This window comes from Klebsiella sp. CN_Kp075, assembly GCF_040065055.2.
Classification (GTDB): Bacteria; Pseudomonadota; Gammaproteobacteria; order Enterobacterales; family Enterobacteriaceae; genus Klebsiella; species Klebsiella aerogenes.
Genome location: NZ_CM198050.1, coordinates 4,651,574 through 4,670,148, shown reverse-complemented (window position 1 = coordinate 4,670,148; position 18,575 = coordinate 4,651,574). Strand labels below are relative to the sequence as shown.

Below are 18,575 nucleotides of genomic sequence, written 5' to 3'. Positions count from 1 at the left end.
TAATGACGGGCTGATAAAACAGAATTTGCCTGGCGGCGATAGCGCGGTGGTCCCACCTGACCCCATGCCGAACTCAGAAGTGAAACGCCGTAGCGCCGATGGTAGTGTGGGGTCTCCCCATGTGAGAGTAGGGAACTGCCAGGCATCAAATAGAACGAAAGGCTCAGTCGGAAGACTGGGCCTTTTGTTTTATCTGTTGTTTGTCGGTGAGCGCTCTCCGGAGTAGGACAAATCCGCCGGGAGCGGATTTGAACGTTGCGCAGCAACGGCCCGGAGGGTGGCGGGCAGGACGCCCGCCATAAACTGCCAGGCATCAAACAAGAAGAACCCCGTACCGTAAGGTGCGGGGTTTTTTGCTGTGTGGCGTATAGCTCCCCCGGTGGCGCTGCGCTTACCGGGGCGACAGACCCCGTAGCCCGGAAAAGGTGCGCAGCACCGCCTCCGGGAAAAGCCGCTGCCATATCGACGTAAACGAAAGGCTCAGTCGGAAGACCGGGCCTTTTGTTTTGGTGTTTTATGGCCAGACACTCCGCCATCTCCCCCGGTGGCGCTGCGCTTACCGGGGCTACCGCTCCTTCCCCGGGCTACACCGCCTCCGGGGAAACATCCTGCCCAGCCGCCTGGTTCGTTAACATCAGTAATACCTATCGCACTAATAGCTCTCAGTATAATTGTCCTTATTAATTATATGGATTATCTTTCCTGCGTGATGACATCAACGCATCACTTCTCCTGAGGGAGAAAAATAGAAAGCAAATCGCTTATTTCTCATCCTGTTAACTGGTTATAAATTCAATGAAAAAACCGCTAATTGGGATTCTGACATTAGCTTATGGATTGAGCTTGCCTGCATTCGCTGCTGATACCGCTACATTAACCATCTCCGGGCGTGTGGCGACACCTACCTGCAGCACCAATATCATTAACGAAAAAGCTCAACAGCGTTGTGGGCAAAATACTTACCTCATTAACACGCAAAATATGGCAGTCCCTTCTCATGGGGTGGTTACCCAAACGGTGAATTTACCGAATAATGCGAACAGGAAAATAATTATCAGCAGCTACGATTAATCATTCACTTATATTTCCGCGCCATTATATTGCCCAGCGGCGAAATAATGGCGCACTGCTATCAGATATAAAAATCAGCCAGTTGTGGACTTGAAAATTTATTCTCGCCGCTTAATACTTCTCCCCCCGCTTATTTCCATGAACGACAGGGTTATCTACTCTTTTTGGGGTTGATACGATACATCATTAACACTTTGTTAACTTGATCTGGTTTAAGTGACGGTAAATTTGATATACAAATAGGGTAGATTGCCTGTACGGACGCTGCCCGGAATGCCTTGCGATGAATGTTGCAGGTCATCGGCTGGCAATATGAGAATATAAATGAAAATCCTGCTTAACTGGCCGCCGCTGCGCCAGATCGTTACTTACATTCAGGAGCGCTTTACCTTTCTGGTTCTGCTCTGCTGGCCGGCGATTATCTGGCTGTTCTGCCGGGTTGGCGTGTGGCTTACCGATAGCGCCTATCAACTGCTGGGAAAATCGCCTGCCCACTCTTTCACCGTTTATCTTCAGCCATTTATGACGCCTGGCACGTTGCTGCGCATTTCTATCAGCTGGATTGTGCTGTTATTCATCCTTTTCAGTATGGCTATGGCCTTCACCTGGGGTCTACGTCGCTTTATGAATCGTCAAAAATAAGCCATCGGCGCAGCGCCCGGTTCAGGTTTATGCCATCTCACCAATTGTCTTGCGAAAACGCAGCAGCGCAATGGTAAAGAAAGCGCTGCCGATAGCGAACAAAATTAAAAACTGCGGCCAGACGATGGCAAAGCTGGCGCCGCGGTACAGTATCGCCTGCGCGAGGCTGACGAAGTGGGTGGTTGGCATGGTCAACATAATGTCCTGAACCAGCTGCGGCATACTCTCCCGTGGCGTGGAGCCGCCGGAGAGCATCTGCAGCGGCAGCAGCACCAGGATCATCAGTAGCCCCAGTTGCGGCATAGAACGGGCGAGCGTGCCCATAAAAATGCCAATGGAGGTGGTGGCGAACAGGCTGAGCGCTACCCCCAGCATAAACAGCGGGATCGACCCCTCAATCGGTACCTGCAAAATTCCCTGCACCATCAGCAGTAGCGACAGCCCGGAGACAACCAGTACCACTAGCCCCATCGACCATATCTTGGCCATCATTATCTCAAACGGCGTTACCGGCATCACCAGTAGGTGCTCAATGGTGCCGTGCTCTCGCTCGCGGATAAGCGCCGAACCGGTGAGGACAATGGCCAGCATGGTGATGTTGTTGATAATCGCCATCACCGCGCCGAAGCGCTCTTGTTCAAGGTTAGGGTTAAAGCGCATCCTCACCGCCAGCTCCACCGGCAGCGTACTGTTGTCGCGATAGCGGGCAACAAAGCTGTTCACTTCACCGCTGATAATATTCTGGATATAGCCGTTGCCGGTAAAGGCCTGGCTCATTCGCGTGGCGTCGACGTTGACCTGCACCTCCGGCTGACGACCGGCTAGCACATCGCGCTGGAAGTTTGGCGGAATATTAATGGCGAATGTGTATCGTCCGGCATCCAGCCCGGCATCCATTTCATCGGCGCTGATCAACTCTGGCGTTAAAAACCATGGCCGATAAAAGCCGTTAATGATCCGCGATGAGAGCTGTGATTTATCCATATCGGCAATAGCGATAGGCGCCAGGTGTAGAGAGCCGGGCATTACCGTGGCCGAGGAGTAAACCGACACGGTAAAAGCAAACACGATCAGCGCCAGCATCGCTTTATCGCCGAGCAGGCTGCGCAGCTCTTTGATGCCGAGGTTATAAATATTGCGTAATCCGCGCATCATCCCTCCTGTTTCTTCAGCAGCAACACGCTCAGCCCGAGCACCAGCGGCACCGCAATCAATAGTGGAATGAACGAAACCCACAAATCGCTAATATTCAGTGCCTTGGAGAAGGTGCCGCGGGCGATGGTCAGGAAATGGCTGGTCGGGTAGATTTGTCCGATCCAGCGACCTGGCCCCTCCAGAGATGCCACCGGGTCGATCATCCCGGAGAATTGGGTGGCCGGAATCAGCGTAATAATCGCGGTACCGAAAATGGCGGCGATTTGGCTCTTCATAAATGTCGAGATCAGCAATCCCAGCCCGGTGGCGATGGTGACATACAGCAGCGCCGCCAGGGTGAGGGTCAGGAAACTCCCCTTATGCGCGACGCCAAACACGAAGACCGACAGCGCGCACAGCAGAAAAAAGTTAAACATCCCCAACACGATGTAAGGCAGCTGTTTGCCGAGCAGGAATTCGCTGCGGGTGGTCGGCGTCACGTACAGGTTGATGATCGAACCGAGCTCTTTTTCCCGCACCACGCTCAGCGCGCTGAGCATCGCCGGGATCATCATCAGCAGCAGCGGGATCACCGCCGGGACGATGGCCGGCAGGCTCTTCACGTCCGGGTTATAGCGATAGCGGGTCTCGATGGAAATGAGCGAAGTATCACGATTCGGGCTACTTTGCCGCCCGGCCATCTCCTGCAGCCAGGCCAGATGCATCGCCTGCACGTACCCGCGCACCGTTTCCGCGCGATTTGGCATTGCGCCGTCCACCCACACGCCAATCTGCACCGGCGTACCGCGAGCGATATCGCGGCCAAAGTTCGGCGGAATTTCTATCGCCACCGCTAGCTCGCCGTTACGCATTCGACGATCCAATTCGTCATAACTCTGCAGTGGCGCCTGCTCGATAAAGTAGCGTGAGCCAGCAATGTTCTGCGACCAGTTCTGGCTGCTGATCGTTTGATCGCGGTCGAGGACGGCAAAGCGCAGATCCTCGACATCCATGCTGATCCCATAGCCCATGATAAACATCAGGATCACCGTTCCCAGCAGCGCCAGCGTCGATCGCACCGGATCGCGGCGCAGTTCCAGCGCTTCGCGGCGGCTATAGCTAAACAGGCGGCGCAGGCTGAATGACTGGCGTGGGGACGCGTTCTTGTGGTGTGATGCGACAGCAGGCGGCGCGGGCGTTGTAGAGACAGAAACGGTCGGCTGTGTGGCATCCGCCGCCTCCTGCAGCCAGGCGATAAACGCCTCTTCGAGGCTGGCGGAGCCACGTTGCTCAACCAGCGCCTGCGGCGTATCGCTGGCCAGCACTTTGCCGGCGTGCATCAGCGAGATGCGATCGCAGCGTTCCGCCTCATTCATAAAGTGGGTAGAGATGAAGATGGTGACGCGATCCTGCCGCGCCAGGTCAACCATCAGTTGCCAGAACATATCGCGCGCCACCGGGTCAACGCCGGAGGTGGGTTCATCGAGGATCAGCATCTCCGGGCGATGAATTACCGCGACCGCTAATGAAAGTCGCTGGCGGATCCCCAGCGGCAAGTCGGCGGGAAGCGCGTCTTCAACCTCGGTCAACATAAAACGCTCGCTCATTTCAGCTACCCGGCCGGCTATTTCATGATCCGGAATGTGAAACAAGCGGGCGTGCAGCTCCAGGTTTTGCCGTACGCTCAGTTCGCTATAGAGCGAGAAAGCCTGCGACATATAACCCACTCGCTGGCGGGTGGCGATATCTTTCGGGTCGACCGGTTGGCCAAACAGCCAGGCCTCGCCTTCGCTGGCGGGCAACAGGCCGGTGAGCATCTTCATGGTGGTGGATTTGCCGCAGCCGTTAGAGCCGAGGAAGCCAAAAATTTCGCCACGGGCGATACGAAAGTTAACGTGGTCGACGGCGACAAAGTTGCCGAAGCGCATGGTCAGGCCGCGCGCTTCAATGGCGATCTCTTCCTCGCTGCCGTCGCGCGGCGAAATGACCACGTCTTTATGCGCCAGGCGCTGCGCTTCCGGCAGCAAGGCGATAAACGCCTGCTCCAGGGTCTGGCTGCCGGTTTGTTTTTTGAGCGCCGCCGCGCTACCGGTCGCCAGTATCTCGCCGGCGTTCATCGCCACCAGCCAGTCGAAGCGCTCGGCCTCTTCCATGTAGGCGGTAGCGACCAGCACGCTCATTTCCGGCTGGCGCTGACGAATGCTGTCTATCAGATCCCAGAACTGCGCGCGGGAGAGCGGGTCGACGCCGGTAGTCGGTTCATCAAGGATGAGTAGCTGCGGGTCGTGGATCAGCGCACAGCACAGCCCAAGCTTTTGTTTCATTCCACCGGAGAGTTTACCGGCAGGGCGATCGCGAAACGGCGCCAGCCCGGTGCTCTGCAGCAGTTCGTTGATGCGTAGTTCACGCTCGGCTTTATCATGACCAAACAGGCGGGCGAAGAAGTCGACGTTTTCATAGACCGATAACGTATGGTAGAGGTTTTTCCCCAGGCCCTGCGGCATCCAGGCGATTTTCGGGCATACCTGCTGGCGGTGATGAACGTCGCGCATATCGCCGCCGAGCACCATCACGTTACCCTGCTCGATGGCCCGCGCCCCGGCGATAAGCGAGAGCAGGCTTGATTTGCCGACCCCGTCCGGGCCAATCAGGCCAACCATACGCCGCGCCGGGATCGCCAGGTTGATATCGCGCAACGCGATGGTGGCGCCAAACTGCTGGCCAACGTTTTCCAGCAGGGCGACGGGAGGCGAAGTATCCTGCGGCGTGAGTTTCATTGCGGCAACCTCACCGTCAGCGCTTCAGGCCAGCTTTTCTGCTTATCCAGTCGTACCCAGGCCATCCCAGGCAGGCCGGTTTTGACATATTCCAGATGCTGTTCCAACAGCTCTGGCGGAATGCGCGCCTTGACGCGGAACATCAGCTTGAGCCGCTCGTCGCTGGTTTCTACCGTTTTTGGGGTGAATTGCGCGACGCTGGCGACAAAGCTGATATTTGCCGGGATCACTAGATCTGGCGCGGCATCCAGGATCAAGCGCGCTTCACTGCCGAGCGCCAGGAGACCCGCCTGTTCCGTTGGCAGGAAGAAGGTCATATAGACGTCTGCCAGGTCGACCATGTTTAATACCCGCCCCCCGGCGGCCAGCACTTCGCCTGGTTCGGCGACGCGGTACTGGATGCGGCCGTCGCGCGGCGCTTTCAGCTGGCTATCGTCAATATCGGCGAGGATCCGCCGCTCGGTGGCTTCGGCGGCTTCAACGCGGGTTTTAGCCTGGATGATGCTGGTGCGGGCAGCCTCGATGGCGGCGCGGGCGGCGGAGACCTGCGCTTTCGCCGATTCCAGCGCCGCGCGGGCGCTTTCAGCGGCCGCGCGATCGTCATCCAGCTGCTGAGCGGAGACGGCGCCGCGCTGTGAAAGAGTGCTGGAACGGACGTGACGTTTAGCGGTGGAGTCTAGCTCCGCCTGGCGCTGTTTCACCACCGCTTCGGTGGCGCGCATTTCGCTCTGCCGCTGGTCGAGTAACGCGTTGGCGGCGGCAACCGCGCTTTGCGCTTCTTTGATTTGCGCGGCGGCTTCGAGGCGCTGCTCATTGAGCACCCGCGTATCCATCCGCGCCAGCACATCGCCTTTATGGACGAACTGCCCCTCTTTGACCAGAATCGTCTCGATACGCCCGGCAATTTTGGTGGCGATATCGACTTCCGTCGCCTCGATGCGGCCATTACTGGCGGCGAAGCCCGGCGGTAGCCCAGCCGGGCGCAACATCCACCATGCGGCGGCGATGACCACCGCTGCAACTACGATATACCCGGTCCAACGTCGTTTGTTCTTGTCCATACGCGACTCGCTCTGTTCCATATTGCTGAGTGGTGCGCGTTTCGCTATTTCGCCCGGCGGGACGATAAAACAAAAGGGAGATAAGGCCGTCCGGCGCAAAATCCTGTTACGTTGCCAACCGGTGGGGAAGATGTGCTTTTAGAGTGGTCATCATCAGCAATCCTGGCCTTAAATGAAACACGCATATTTATAATCTGGATACTAACATCGGTAGCGTCAAAGTCCATATATAAACTATGGAATTGCGACCCCCTCGCTATAATGACTGAGAACTACGCTATCCCTATGATTTTCTTCGTCTGGTTGACCTGCGGCAACTCATGTATGATCGGCACCCCCGAAATAGACTAACGCCCGGCGAGCGCTTTATTCATGAACGATGAAAGCAAAAAATATATCTCTGTTATTTTTAAGGAGTGGCTACCGCTGTATGACAGCCTGACGCCAGCCGTTAAGGAGGTACTTAAAAATATCGCAGAGGAGCAATCGGAAGCGTTAGCGGCCCGGTTTTATGATTTTATTTTTCAGGATCCGGATATTGCCCGCCACCTGACTTATGATTTAGTTCAGGAACGACTGAGCCGCTCGCTGGCGCTATGGGTGAAGGAGATCCTGACCAGCGACAAAGCGCAGTTGCCGGCGCTGGCGGAACGGCAATATCAGATTGGCAGCATCCACGCGCGGATCGGCATCCCGGCGGAGGCGGTGCTGCGCGGCGCCCGGCAAATTAAGGCCGGGCTTATCGAGTATATCCGCAGCCACGTTAACGACCGCCAGATTGCCGTCGATGCCATCTATTACGCTATTATGGCGATTAATATGGCCGTTGAGATGATGTGCCATGCCTATACCTTATCGCACTATCGGGCGACCAAAAACGAAGAGGCTTATCGCCTGTATAGTTTGATGGACAATGTCCCGATGGAATATGGCAAACAGCAAGCGGCGCTTTCCGGTTGGGAAAATACGGCAATTTTTAATATTGTTAGCGAAAATAAAGCGCATACTAACGCTACGTTATTATCTGAATCGGAATTTGGTCTCTGGTTCCGACATAAATGCGTGCGCTATTTTAACAAAAATAGCCAGATGGACGAAATCGCCGCATTAATTTCGCAGGTCGACGACTTATTAATAGGATGGCGGGCATCCGCCTCTGCCATGGATTATAAAAATACACAAAACCTGATTCAGGGGATCCATATTCATTGCCAGCAAATCGGCAGCCAACTTGGCGTAATTTTTAGCAGCCTGTCGCAGATGCAAAACGGCAAAGATGCATTAACCAGCCTGCTTAACCGCCGCTATTTGCCGGTGGTGCTGAAGCATGAAGTGACGCTGGCGATGGAGCATGAGTTGCCGATGACGGTGGCGATCGTCGACATCGATCATTTCAAAGGCATTAACGATAACTGGGGCCATATGGTCGGCGACCGGGCGATTAAACATGTTGCCGAACTGCTCAGCGACAATATCCGTTCCAGCGACTATATCTTCCGCTACGGCGGGGAAGAGTTTCTGCTGGTGCTGGTGGAGACCGGCGTGTCAGAAGCGTTTACCATCCTCGACCGCCTGCGGAAGAAAATTAGCCAACTGGCGTTTAACGTTGGCGGCGATACGCAGATCCCGATCACCGCCAGCATTGGCTACGCCGTGCACTCCGGCCATCCCGATTACAACCTGCTGTTGCGCGATGCCGATAATGCGCTGTACGCCGCCAAACGCGAAGGGCGCAACTGCGTGAAGATGCATAAAGGCAGGGTGTAAAACGAGCCCCGGCAAGCGTAGCGCGACCGGGGCAGGGCTCTGAAGCTCAGAACAGCACCGGCAGCCCCAGCCCGCGCTTCACTTCATGCAGCGTCCGCTGCGTGAGCTGGTGGGCGCGTTCGCTGCCCTGGCGCAACAATTCCAGCAGCATTCCTTTATCCTGACTGTAAGTGGCCCGGCGTTCACGGATCGGCGCCAGTAGCTCCTGTAAGCAGGTTTCCAGTTCATTCTTACACTGGCGATCGCCCAGCCCGCCGCGCTGATAGTGGGCTTTCATCTCAGCAACCAGCGCCTTATCGCTATGGAAAGCGTCGAGATAGGTGAACACTACGTTGCCGTCGACATGCCCCGGATCGCTGACTCTCAGGTGTGTCGGGTCGGTATACATCGCGCTGACCGCGCGGTGAATCTCCTCTTCGCTGGCCGATAACGTCAGCGTATTGCCCAGCGATTTCGACATTTTGGCATTACCGTCGACGCCCGGCAGGCGGCTCACTTCGCTGAGTAGCGCTTTGCAGTGGCGCAGTACCGGTTCGCCGGTGAGGCTATTCATTTTGTGGACGATTTCGTTGGTCTGCTCAATCATCGGTAGCTGATCGTCGCCCACCGGCACCAGCTCGGCCTTGAAGGCGGTGATATCGGCGGCCTGGCTAATCGGATAGGCGAGAAAGCCAACCGGCAGCGAGCGGGCGAATCCCTTCTGGGCAATCTCATTTTTTACCGTCGGATTACGTTCCACGCGGGCGACGGTGACGATATTCATATACAGCGCGCTGAGCTCCGCCAGCGCGGGCAGAGCGGACTGCAGGCAAATAGTGGTGAGTCTGGGGTCGATGCCGACGGCCAGATAATCGGCCATGACTTCGAGGATATGGTGGCTGATTTTTTGCGGGTTGCTGCCGTTATCGGTGAGCCCTTGCAGGTCGGCGATCAGGATAAACTGCTGGTGGTCGTGCTGCAGCGCGACGCGCTGGCGCAGCGAGCCGACGTAGTGGCCAAGATGTAGTTGGCCGGTCGGGCGGTCGCCGGTGAGGATGGTTTGTGGATGGTTCATCAGGGACTCCTTATCAGACTGTTCAGCCGAAAGACGTCCTGAAAATAACAAAGCCGCCTTCCGGCGGCTTTGAAAATGGAAACGTGTATCGTGCCGCCTGTTATGCAGGCAGCCACCAACGACGGGGGTAGGTAACGATAACGTTTCTGTTCATCTTTTTATCCTGCCACGAAATCACGGCGGGGTAAACCTGTTGCGTACAAAGTATTACTCAGCAATCTGAAATCCTGCTCGTAAGCAGGTTTTGCTGAATTTGGTACCTCTGACTGGGAGGATCACATATGCTGTTCTTCAATTTTCAATTGCTTACGCCATACGCGGTTATGTAACGTCAAGACGATCGACTGGTAAAATGATGATGAATTCATCCACATGATATTCAGGCAGAAAAACATCAAACCTAAAGCAGATGTTATCTGTGGCGTATAATTGTCTACCGTGCCGAATAAAAATGAAAACCAGGAACCGATAAAGTAGATAATGCTAGTTATTCCTGTCATCGTGATAATAATCAGATGTAATTTATATCCGTTTAAAGAGCCTCGAGCAGTCAGTAACGTTGTAGTCATGATAACTACGCAATATACGATCGCTGCAAAAAAAACGCCCATCAGTACTTTGTATTCAGGTATTCCTAACCAGCGAAAGAGTAGCATCCATACATAAACCTGGGGCATCGCGTAGCAAAAGATAGCAAGTATCATGCTGATCGCGATAGGAATACCGGCCATGTGTATACCAGGCGCCGCGCCGAATCGGCTTTTTAACCGATCCTTTAGTTGTTCCAGGTGTTGCAGATCGCTGGTTGCCAGTTTTTTCTTGATGATAGCGCTCAACACGAGGCTCTTCTTAATATATTTCATCATTGTCGGATCAATGTGGTCCAGTGAATGAAAACGACTGAATTAAGCCAAAAATATACTTCCCAGATTGTGTCATATTCTGAGGGTTCCTGATGGTGCCCGAGATCGCGCTACCAAAAAATGCCGAGGAGTTGGCAATGGCATTCATTAATTCTCGTTGCAAGAGCATCTGTAAGGCTTCCGAAGGATAACGCTTGGGATAGATGCCAGCTTTCATTGCCACTTTGATACCAGAATTAGAGATTCCGGGGTTTCTAATTCGAATAATTTCCTCCGTCAATCGTGTTCGGTCGGCTCGGTTCATTTTTTTTAATAAAGAAAGTAAACTTTCCGACGTAGACCGATTAAGTAATCGATATGTTAGCATGGCGCTTTTTAAACCAGCACCAGCCCCGGCAAGTGAGATCATATCAAGTGCTGTATTGGTTGCCGTATACCACTCATGAGAGTCAAGCCATGCTACATAGTCATCATGGTTCATGGCAATTAATGAAAGGCGCCCGAGGCCATTTGCACATTGGATTCCTGTTGCTACGCCACCAGCGATAATTACAGCAGCAACTGCACTTGAGGTGCCTGCGGTGAGAGGAATCGCCATGCTTGCACCAACAGAAAGTATGATAGTGAGAATTGCTGCTCCGCAGGAAATGGCTGTTGAACCGATTTCAGTAACTAAGGAAGATGACTGAATTGCATTCGTCGTTAGCTGGGCTGGATTATTTGCTGAAGTGGTTACTTTCGTTACAACGACGTGGCTTACCGAGCTTTCATTTGGCGTTGCGATCCGTCTTGATGGCCTTACTAACCACTGACGAGAACCATCTGAATAAATTATCCCAACTTGGCTAAAGTTTCTATAACAATCCAACTGGTTAGCAAGAGCTATGAAATCAATTTCAGCGCCGCTGACAAGGCCTAAACTTCGGGCAAAGCCATAATCAGGTAGAGCTTTTGAAAATTGTCCTGGAAATGTCATCCTTTTTCTCCATGCACCTAATGCTCTTAAGATGAGGGATCAAGAGTAATGCTCTTAAGATAGTAATAAATTAGGAATATTCCGGATGACACCTACAAAATAACCTACCAGCGTAAGTAAGAAAAGAGTGGGTATAGTGCGGATTTCTTGCGAGAGCGTCTCAGCGATTTTGAGGTTACCAACACTGGCGGTTTCAGCCAGCATGGTGAATTTACGGTAGGCCGGGCAAGGCGTAGCCGCCGCCCGGCAAGATAAACAAACCGTTGTTACATGGTCGAGAAGACGTTCATGATCACGCCGCCGGAGATAATCAGCGCCATGGCGATAATGGCCGCCAGGTCCGGCTTCTGCTTATAGAGGATCATGGAGCAGATAGTCACGCCGACGATACCGAAGCCGCACCACAGCGAGTAGGCTACGCCCACCGGAATGGTGCTCATCGCGCGGGTGAGGGCGAAGTAGCACAGGCCGTAGGCGCAGACCACCAGCACTGAAGGCGCCAGCTTGCTGAAGCCGTTGGTCTTTTTGATCATCGAGGTGCCGGTGATTTCGGAGCCGATAGACAGCGCCAGCCATAAAAATCCGAGATTAAACATAGGGTATTCCTTTCCTGTTAGTTGGCGATTTTCTTATCCATGGAGGCGACTGGCGTGACGGGTGCTGCCTCTTCGCTCTCTTCGGAACCCATTTTCGAGAACAGGTTCATGATAACGATGCCGCTGGCGATCACCGCCATGCCGATGATGGCGGCGGTATCCGGGTGCTGGCCGTAGAATGCCATTCCCAGCGTCGAGACCACCAGGATACCGGTGCCGGACCAGGTGGCGTATGCCAGGCCGACCGGGATATCTTTCACCGCCCTTGAGAGCGAGTAATAGCAGGTGCAGTAGAGCGCAATCAGCAGGCCGAGCAGCAGCATTTTTGTGCTGCCTTCGCTGCTACCGAACATTTTTAACGTCGAGGTTGCCGAGGTTTCTGAGAGGATAACCAGCAGCATCCATAACCAGCATTTTGTTTTCGAAGACATCGTTAAGCTCCAGGTTCATAGTTGGGTAAGGTCATATCTTTCTGTTTTTTAAATAATCAATGGCCGCATCGGTCAGCTGCGCGTGCGGGGCCGCCGCCAGCGCCGGATTATTCACCACGTCTGTGACGGTGAGATAACGGCGCGGTTCGCTGCTGGTGGCGGCAGGCGCGGTGGGCGCGTCCAGCGTCGCCAGCAGCTCATTCATCGTGCCGAGGAAGACGCCGCAGGCTTCCAGACGAGCCAGCGTGGCCAGCAGATGCCCGGTATAGGCGCTGTCGGCCTGCGCGCCGCGTAGCTGGTTGAGTTCGCTAAGCGGATCGCAGTGATAGCGCAGCGCCAGCACGGGAATACCCTTCAGCAGCGCCTCGTGCGCGCAGCGGGCGAGCGGGCTGCTGCGCGTGCCGTTCAGCAGGTCTGAAGCCAGCGGGTAATCGAGAAACGGCAGCAGTACCGCCCGCCACGGCGCTGACGGCAGGGCATCCTGCCAGGTCGATGACGGGATAATCTCGCCCACCTCTCGCCACGCGGCGGCGTCGGCGAGACCATCCTCCAGCGCGAGGCGCAGCGGGTAGCCGCAGCTTGCCAGGCGCTGGCGGATTGCCGCGCGGTAGCCGTCAGCGGCGGTCACCATCACCAGTACCGGCGGTTGCAGGCGCTGTAAAATCCGCGCGACTAAACCTTCAATCTGTTCGTCGGTCATGGCGAGCCTCCGTTAGCCGATGAGCGTCACCTGCGCGCCGTTTTTCAACCCGGCGGCATTGGCTTCTTCGGTGTCAATGTGAAACTCCAGCGCGAAGTCATCGCGCACCCGCACCACCACTTCATCGAAAGTTAGCTGGCGCTCGCCGTTGCTGCGCACGCTGACCTTCTGGCCATTGCTAACGTTGAGTCGGCGCGCGTCCTGCGGCGACATATGAATATGGCGCCAGGCGCAGATCACCTGCGAATGGAGTTCAACGTGGCCTGCGGGGCCAATCAGCAGCGCGCTGCCGGCATTCTCCAGCTGGCCGGACTCACGAACAGGCGCCTTAATGCCCAGCGTGAAGCAGTCGGCGCGCGACACTTCCAGCTGCGATAGCGGGCGGGTTGGCCCCAGCACGCGGACGTTGGTCAGCGAGCCCTTCGGCCCGACAACGGTCACGCACTCCTGGGCGGCGAACTGCCCCGGCTGGCGCAGCGGTTTGAACGGCGTCAGGCTGTAGCCTTTGCCGAATAGCGCCTCGACGTCCTGTTGCGCGAGATGGACGTGGCGGTTGGAGATCCCCACCGGGATCGCCGGCGCCGTTGCGCTCAGGCGAACGGTGATTTTTTCGCGAAGCAAGGTGTCGATCATGACTTCTTCCCTTTCTTCAGCGCCGGGTGCTTATCTTCCGCTTCGTTCGGGGCGGCAGGCGGAACGATGGGTTCCGGGGCGGCGATAACCACAGGCTCGGCCGCTTTTTTCGCAGGCGGCGGGTTGCCTTTGAGGTTGCTTAACGCTTCAACCACGCAGCGCTCCGGGCGGGCAATGACCAGCGACTTCACGGTGTGCTCGGCGCCAGCCACCGCCACGCCGCGCTCGATAGCGGTGTGGATGGCGCTGATTTCCCCTTCAAAGCAGACGCTCACCAGCCCGGAGCCTGGTTTGCGATAGCCAATGCAGGTCACTCCCGCGGCTTTACAGGCGGCGTCGACGGCCTGAATGGCGGCGACCCATCCTCGCGTTTCAATTACGCCTAAACTTTTCATGGTCGGCTCCTGTTAATGGCGGACTAAGCGAATATCAAAATCAAATTGCTGGAAGAAGGTTTCCAGCCGGTCCAGTTCGTCCGGTGAATAAGACGGGTCCTGGGTAATCGGGTAGGGCATATCCAGGCGTTCGTATTTTTTGCGCCCCAACTGGTGGTACGGCAGCATGTCGATGCGGCGGATATTCCCGCGCTTCGCCAGCTTCTGTACGTAATCAATGGCGCCGGTAATGGCGTCGAATGAGTCGTTGTAGCCGCGAATGAGCGGCATGCGCACAATCACATTGGCGCCGGAATCCACCAGCCATTCGAGATTGCGGCGAATCCCTTCGTTGCCGATGCCGAGCAACGCCTTGTGGTGTTCGCTGTTAATCTGCTTTATGTCGAACAAGAAGGTGTCGGTGACCGGCGCCAGCTTCTGGTAGTTGGCAAGCGGAGTGGTGCCCTGGGTTTCGACGGCGGTGTTAATCATCATCTTTTTGCATTCGCTAAATAAGGCGACGGCAAAATCGGTCTGCAGACTCATCTCGCCGCCGCCGATGGTCACGCCGCCGCCGGAGGAGATGTAGAAGTCGTAGTCCTGCATGATGATCTCCATCAGCTCGCTGACGGTGACGTCCTTGCCCATAATATCCAGCGCGTTCTGGGTGCAAATCTCTTCGCATTTGCGACAGCCAATGCAGTCTTTGTTGCGGTCGACGAAGTGCTTCATTTCGCCGTTTTCTTCCGCCCGATAATGAATACCCGCCGGACAGACGCTGACGCAGTCGCCGCAGTTAATGCATTTGTCGTGCGAGAACATCACCTGGAACTGGCTGCTCAGCCCTTCCGGGTTAGCGCACCACGGGCAGCGAATGTTGCAGCCCTTAAAAAACACCAGCGTGCGAATGCCATCGCCGTCATAGATCGAATATTTCTGGATATTGAAAATTCGGCCCGTTAATTCTTGTTTTGCGATCACGCTTGCCTCCCGCTCCGTCCCGTTACGGGACGGAGAACTTCCGGTTATTTCTCAAATACAGCTCATTTAATTCTCTTTAAGAGAACTAGAACTTCTCAATCACCGTACGGCTGATGATCTCGTCCTGGACCTCTTTACACAGCTCAACGAAGTAGGCGCTGTAGCCGGCGACGCGAACGATCAGGTCGCGGTATTTCTCCGGCTCCTGCTGCGCCTTCTTCAGTACTTCGTTATCGACGTAGCTGAACTGCATCTGGCCGTTGCCGAGAATCGAGGCGGTACGCAGCAAGGTAATCAAGCCGTGGCGACCTTCCGGGGTATCCAGCAGCCCTTTGAGGAACTTGAAGTTGTGCACCATGCCGATGTTCATGGTTTCCACGTTCATCTTGCTGACCGACTTGATAATCGCCGTCGGGCCTTGTTTATCCGCGCCCTGAGTCGGGCTGATGCCGTCGGAGAGCGGCATCCACGCCAGGCGGCCGTTAGGCGTGGCGTTGGTCAGCTCGCCGATTGGCGTGTTGTTGGAGATAGACAGGGTGCCGTGGCTCAGGGTCGAGTAGAGCATTTTGTATTTACGGCACTCTTTCTCGGTCCATTCGGTAATATCCAGCGCGTACTGGTCGACGTAGTTATCGTCGTTACCGTATTTCGGCGCGTTCAGGCAGTCGCGGCGCAGCGCTTCGTAACCTTCAAAGTTGGCCAGCAGCGCATCGCGGATCTGCTCAAGGGTGTATTTCTTCTCTTCGAACACCAGCTTGCGGATCGCCGCCATCGAGTCGACGTAGGTCGCCAGGCCGGAGAAAATCAGCCCCGGACCGTGGTTGACCATCGCGCCGCCTGCGGCGACATCTTTGCCGCTCTCCATGCAGCCTTCGACCAGCAGCGACATCAGCGGCTTCGGCGCCACATCGCGGTGGACGCGCTGGCTGATGACGGTGCCGATGGCCGACAGGCGCACGATGTGGGCGATCTGCTGTTTCACCGCCGCGTCGAAATCTTCGAAGGTGCGCAGGTCGCGCAGGTCGCCGGTATCCAGCCCTTGATAGCTATCGAACAGCACCATCCGCCCGCGGTTGAGCACGAATTCGATAGCGATAGGCCACTGGGTGTAGCCGGTGGAGGTCCACTGGTAGATGCGCCCGGATTTTTGCGGCTCAACGCAGCCCATCAGGCAGTAGTCGCGGGCGTCTTCAAAATCGAAGCCTTTGCGCAGCATCATCTTGATGTGGGAGTCATCAAAGTGGCAGGCCGGGAAGCCCATTCCTGCTTTCACCACGTCGACGATTTTTTCCATGTATTTCTGCGGCGACTGGTTGTGGATACGGCAGGCCAGCGACGGCTGATAAACCTTCACAAAGCGCACCGCGTCCATAATCAGGTAGGTCAGATCGTTACAGGCATCGCCGCCGCTACGTTTCTGGCCGCCAACGGTGAGGTTGATAAACGGCTGATAACCTGCGAAATATTTCGCTCCCAGCTCGCTCGACATCCACATCAGTTCGGCACATTTGATGATGAACGCCTGCAGCAGCTCCAGCGCGCTGTCGTGGGTCAGGCGGCCTTCGCGTATATCGGCTTCGAACATCGGGTAGCAGTACTGGTCGACGCGCCCCAGCGACAGCCCGGTCTGGTTCTCTTCGATTTCAAACAGTGACTCGACGGTCCAGATACTCTGCAGCGCTTCCTGCAGGGTCTTCGGCGGATTGGCCGGCACGTTTTCGTTGACGTCGGCGATGGTCAGCAGTTCGGCGCGGCGCTGGGCGTTTTGCTCTTTAGCCGCCAGTTCGCGGGCGTGGGCGGCAATGCGGCGGGCGTAGTTGACCACCCCTTCACAGGTTTCAATCGCCGCTTTGTAGTAGTAGATACGGTCGATATCTTCCGGGTTCTCCATGCTCAGGTTGGCCAGATGCGCCTCGGCATCGGCTTTAATGCCGTTCATCCCTTTGGTGAACAGCAGCACGTCGTAGCCCGGACAGGTATCGCCGCCGCCGTTAATCTGGTGATAGGAGAGGTCGCTGACGAAGGTCTCGCCGCTGAAGGCCCAGACGCCGGCCTCACGGTATTGCGCTTCGCAAATCTCATCCAGCGAACGGCCTTCCCAGAACGGGACAATCTCTTCGCGAATGGTTTTTTTATCCGCTTCGCTGATTTCAAACGGATCCTGCGGGCGGGTGCTCATGGTGTCGAGCTCATCGCGCACCCAGCGCCAGGCGATATCCGGCGAGAAGGCGCCCGCGCGCGGCTTGCCGCACGGATGGCCGACGATCAGCTCATCGTCCTGAATCAGAATCGGCGCGGTTTCGCAGGCGTGGCGGAAAGCTTTGGCGCGCAGCAGAATGGTCGGCATGCCCGGGTTGGCTTTGACCACTTCGGTAAAGGCCAGCGCGCGGTAGATAGAGACGCTCGGGCGTACCGTCAGGTAGTGGTTACGCAGGCGCTGCATACGCGGAGTTAAGCCTTCCATCGCCGGCGTGTCGGCACAGGCGGCGAACGGCGCGTGGCTGACCTGTTGCGCGCCGCTAAACAGACGCACCGGCAGATTCAGCGCGCTGAGGTTGCGCTGGGCGCTGATAAACATCGCCGAGAGTTCGTTCACTTCGGCGTTATCAAAAGAGGCGCCGTGCAGCATGGCGTCGAGCATCGGATAGCCGTCAATGGCGCAGGCGGCGCGGACTTCGCTCAGTTCAGCCAGCTTGAACCACAGGCACTCCACGATTTCATAGGCCTGCTGGGTATTCAACGCGCCGCTGTTGATATCGCGTTGGAAGTAAGGCAGTAGCGCTTTATCCGCCCCGTGCGGGTTAACCGCATAGCTGCCGTTATCCAGCTGTAGCGCCAGCTGGAACAGATAGAACGCCTGGCAGGCTTCTTTGAAATTACGCGCCGGATGGGCCGGAACGTGGTGCAGAATGGCCGCGCTATCGAGCAGCTCGGCTTTGCGATAAGCATTGGTTTCTGCGGCCGCCAGCTGCTCGGCGCTGTTGGCCAGATTTTGCGCCAGCGCTAACAGGGCGTCGCAGGCGTAGATGGCGGCGCGGCAGCCGTTGACTTCATCCATACCGCTGCGGCTAACGGCGCTACCGAGGGCGCGGGTTTTCTCTTCCAACTGGTGCTTAATCGCCAGCACGCCTTTTTCGACGACCAGGTTGTAGTCCGGTGAATCGAGATCGCTGTTGAGGTTGAGGAACTGGAATACGGATGGCCGATGCGCGGCGCTTTCATCATGGAAAATCGCCCCGTGCGGTTTACGGGTCTGGTTACCGACGATCAGTTCGTCGGCGCTGATGGTCAGCGGCAGCTGGCGCATCAGTTCATAGAAACGGCGAGCCGGTTTGACGGCGGCGGGAATGCCTGCGATATCGCTATCCAGCGCGCTGAGGATCGCGGCGTGCTCGGTGCACAGGGTGCTTGCCTGTGAGCGTAAACGGTCTGCCAGCACTTTGACGCGCGGCGTTAAGCTGTAGTGTGCCATGTAGTATTCTCCAGATGTTCTTTTTCCGCGGCTGATGACAACC

Annotated in this window: 16 protein-coding genes and 1 rRNA gene; 4 read left to right on the top strand and 13 right to left on the bottom strand. The window is 56.1% G+C overall.

Annotated features, from left to right (window positions below):
- The first annotated feature begins 28 nt into the window (after positions 1–28).
- From rrf to ABLV78_RS22260, 3 genes are all read left to right on the top strand, one after another.
- Positions 29–144: ribosomal RNA gene (rrf, locus tag ABLV78_RS22270) — 5S ribosomal RNA — on the top strand.
- A 651-nt stretch (positions 145–795) separates the two neighbouring features.
- Complete coding sequence (locus ABLV78_RS22265) at positions 796–1,071, top strand: DUF2574 family protein (RefSeq protein ID WP_072058202.1); 276 nt, start codon at positions 796–798, stop codon at positions 1,069–1,071.
- Between the two features lie 324 nt (positions 1,072–1,395).
- Positions 1,396–1,713, top strand: coding sequence for a hypothetical protein (locus ABLV78_RS22260; RefSeq protein ID WP_020079735.1), 318 nt, complete (start codon positions 1,396–1,398; stop codon positions 1,711–1,713).
- Positions 1,714–1,740: 27 nt separating this feature from the next.
- Here the strand turns inward: ABLV78_RS22260 and ABLV78_RS22255 are convergent, their stop codons facing one another.
- Genes ABLV78_RS22255 through ABLV78_RS22245 form a run of 3 tightly spaced genes read right to left on the bottom strand, consistent with a single transcriptional unit; the run spans position 1,741 to position 6,685 of the window.
- On the bottom strand, positions 1,741–2,865 hold the full coding sequence (locus tag ABLV78_RS22255; protein WP_047043805.1) for an ABC transporter permease: 1,125 nt from the start codon (positions 2,863–2,865) through the stop codon (positions 1,741–1,743).
- On the bottom strand, positions 2,865–5,624 hold the full coding sequence (rbbA, locus tag ABLV78_RS22250; RefSeq protein ID WP_047043806.1) for a ribosome-associated ATPase/putative transporter RbbA: 2,760 nt from the start codon (positions 5,622–5,624) through the stop codon (positions 2,865–2,867). The genes ABLV78_RS22255 and rbbA overlap by 1 nt, the downstream gene beginning before the upstream one ends.
- Positions 5,621–6,685 carry an HlyD family secretion protein gene (locus tag ABLV78_RS22245; RefSeq protein WP_045395428.1) on the bottom strand — a complete coding sequence of 355 codons (1,065 nt, stop codon included), beginning with the start codon at positions 6,683–6,685 and terminating at the stop codon, positions 5,621–5,623. Before ABLV78_RS22245 ends, rbbA begins: the two co-directional genes overlap by 4 nt.
- A gap of 372 nt (positions 6,686–7,057) precedes the next feature.
- On the opposite strand from ABLV78_RS22245, the gene ABLV78_RS22240 reads away from it, so the two are divergent.
- The gene (locus ABLV78_RS22240; RefSeq protein ID WP_045395430.1) at positions 7,058–8,452 is read left to right on the top strand and encodes a diguanylate cyclase; all 1,395 of its coding nucleotides are present in this window, start codon (positions 7,058–7,060) and stop codon (positions 8,450–8,452) included.
- Positions 8,453–8,498: 46 nt separating this feature from the next.
- Here ABLV78_RS22240 and trpS read toward each other — a convergent pair whose 3' ends face one another.
- The 10 genes from trpS to cutC form a co-directional block, all read right to left on the bottom strand.
- Positions 8,499–9,506 (bottom strand): tryptophan--tRNA ligase, encoded by a 1,008-nt coding sequence (gene trpS / locus ABLV78_RS22235; RefSeq protein WP_045395432.1) that lies wholly within the window; start codon positions 9,504–9,506, stop codon positions 8,499–8,501.
- 275 nt (positions 9,507–9,781) lie between these two features.
- Positions 9,782–10,372 carry a hypothetical protein gene (locus tag ABLV78_RS22230; RefSeq protein ID WP_047043809.1) on the bottom strand — a complete coding sequence of 197 codons (591 nt, stop codon included), beginning with the start codon at positions 10,370–10,372 and terminating at the stop codon, positions 9,782–9,784.
- A 7-nt stretch (positions 10,373–10,379) separates the two neighbouring features.
- On the bottom strand, positions 10,380–11,345 hold the full coding sequence (gene ssp4, locus ABLV78_RS22225; RefSeq protein WP_047043810.1) for an Ssp4 family T6SS effector: 966 nt from the start codon (positions 11,343–11,345) through the stop codon (positions 10,380–10,382).
- 266 nt (positions 11,346–11,611) lie between these two features.
- On the bottom strand, positions 11,612–11,941 hold the full coding sequence (locus tag ABLV78_RS22220; RefSeq protein WP_004204123.1) for a DMT family transporter: 330 nt from the start codon (positions 11,939–11,941) through the stop codon (positions 11,612–11,614).
- A 17-nt stretch (positions 11,942–11,958) separates the two neighbouring features.
- Positions 11,959–12,372, bottom strand: a complete 414-nt coding sequence (locus tag ABLV78_RS22215; RefSeq protein ID WP_047043812.1) for a DMT family transporter — start codon at positions 12,370–12,372, stop codon at positions 11,959–11,961.
- Positions 12,373–12,403: 31 nt separating this feature from the next.
- Positions 12,404–13,072: a hypothetical protein gene (locus ABLV78_RS22210; protein ID WP_047043814.1), complete on the bottom strand. Its 669-nt coding sequence runs from the start codon at positions 13,070–13,072 to the stop codon at positions 12,404–12,406.
- A gap of 12 nt (positions 13,073–13,084) precedes the next feature.
- Positions 13,085–13,705, bottom strand: coding sequence for a phosphate propanoyltransferase (locus tag ABLV78_RS22205; protein WP_047043816.1), 621 nt, complete (start codon positions 13,703–13,705; stop codon positions 13,085–13,087).
- The gene (locus ABLV78_RS22200; protein WP_045395442.1) at positions 13,702–14,100 is read right to left on the bottom strand and encodes a BMC domain-containing protein; all 399 of its coding nucleotides are present in this window, start codon (positions 14,098–14,100) and stop codon (positions 13,702–13,704) included. Before ABLV78_RS22200 ends, ABLV78_RS22205 begins: the two co-directional genes overlap by 4 nt.
- 12 nt (positions 14,101–14,112) lie before the next feature.
- On the bottom strand, positions 14,113–15,060 hold the full coding sequence (gene cutD, locus ABLV78_RS22195; RefSeq protein WP_047043817.1) for a choline TMA-lyase-activating enzyme: 948 nt from the start codon (positions 15,058–15,060) through the stop codon (positions 14,113–14,115).
- Between the two features lie 85 nt (positions 15,061–15,145).
- Positions 15,146–18,532, bottom strand: coding sequence for a choline trimethylamine-lyase (gene cutC, locus ABLV78_RS22190; RefSeq protein WP_045395446.1), 3,387 nt, complete (start codon positions 18,530–18,532; stop codon positions 15,146–15,148).
- Positions 18,533–18,575: the final 43 nt, after the last annotated feature.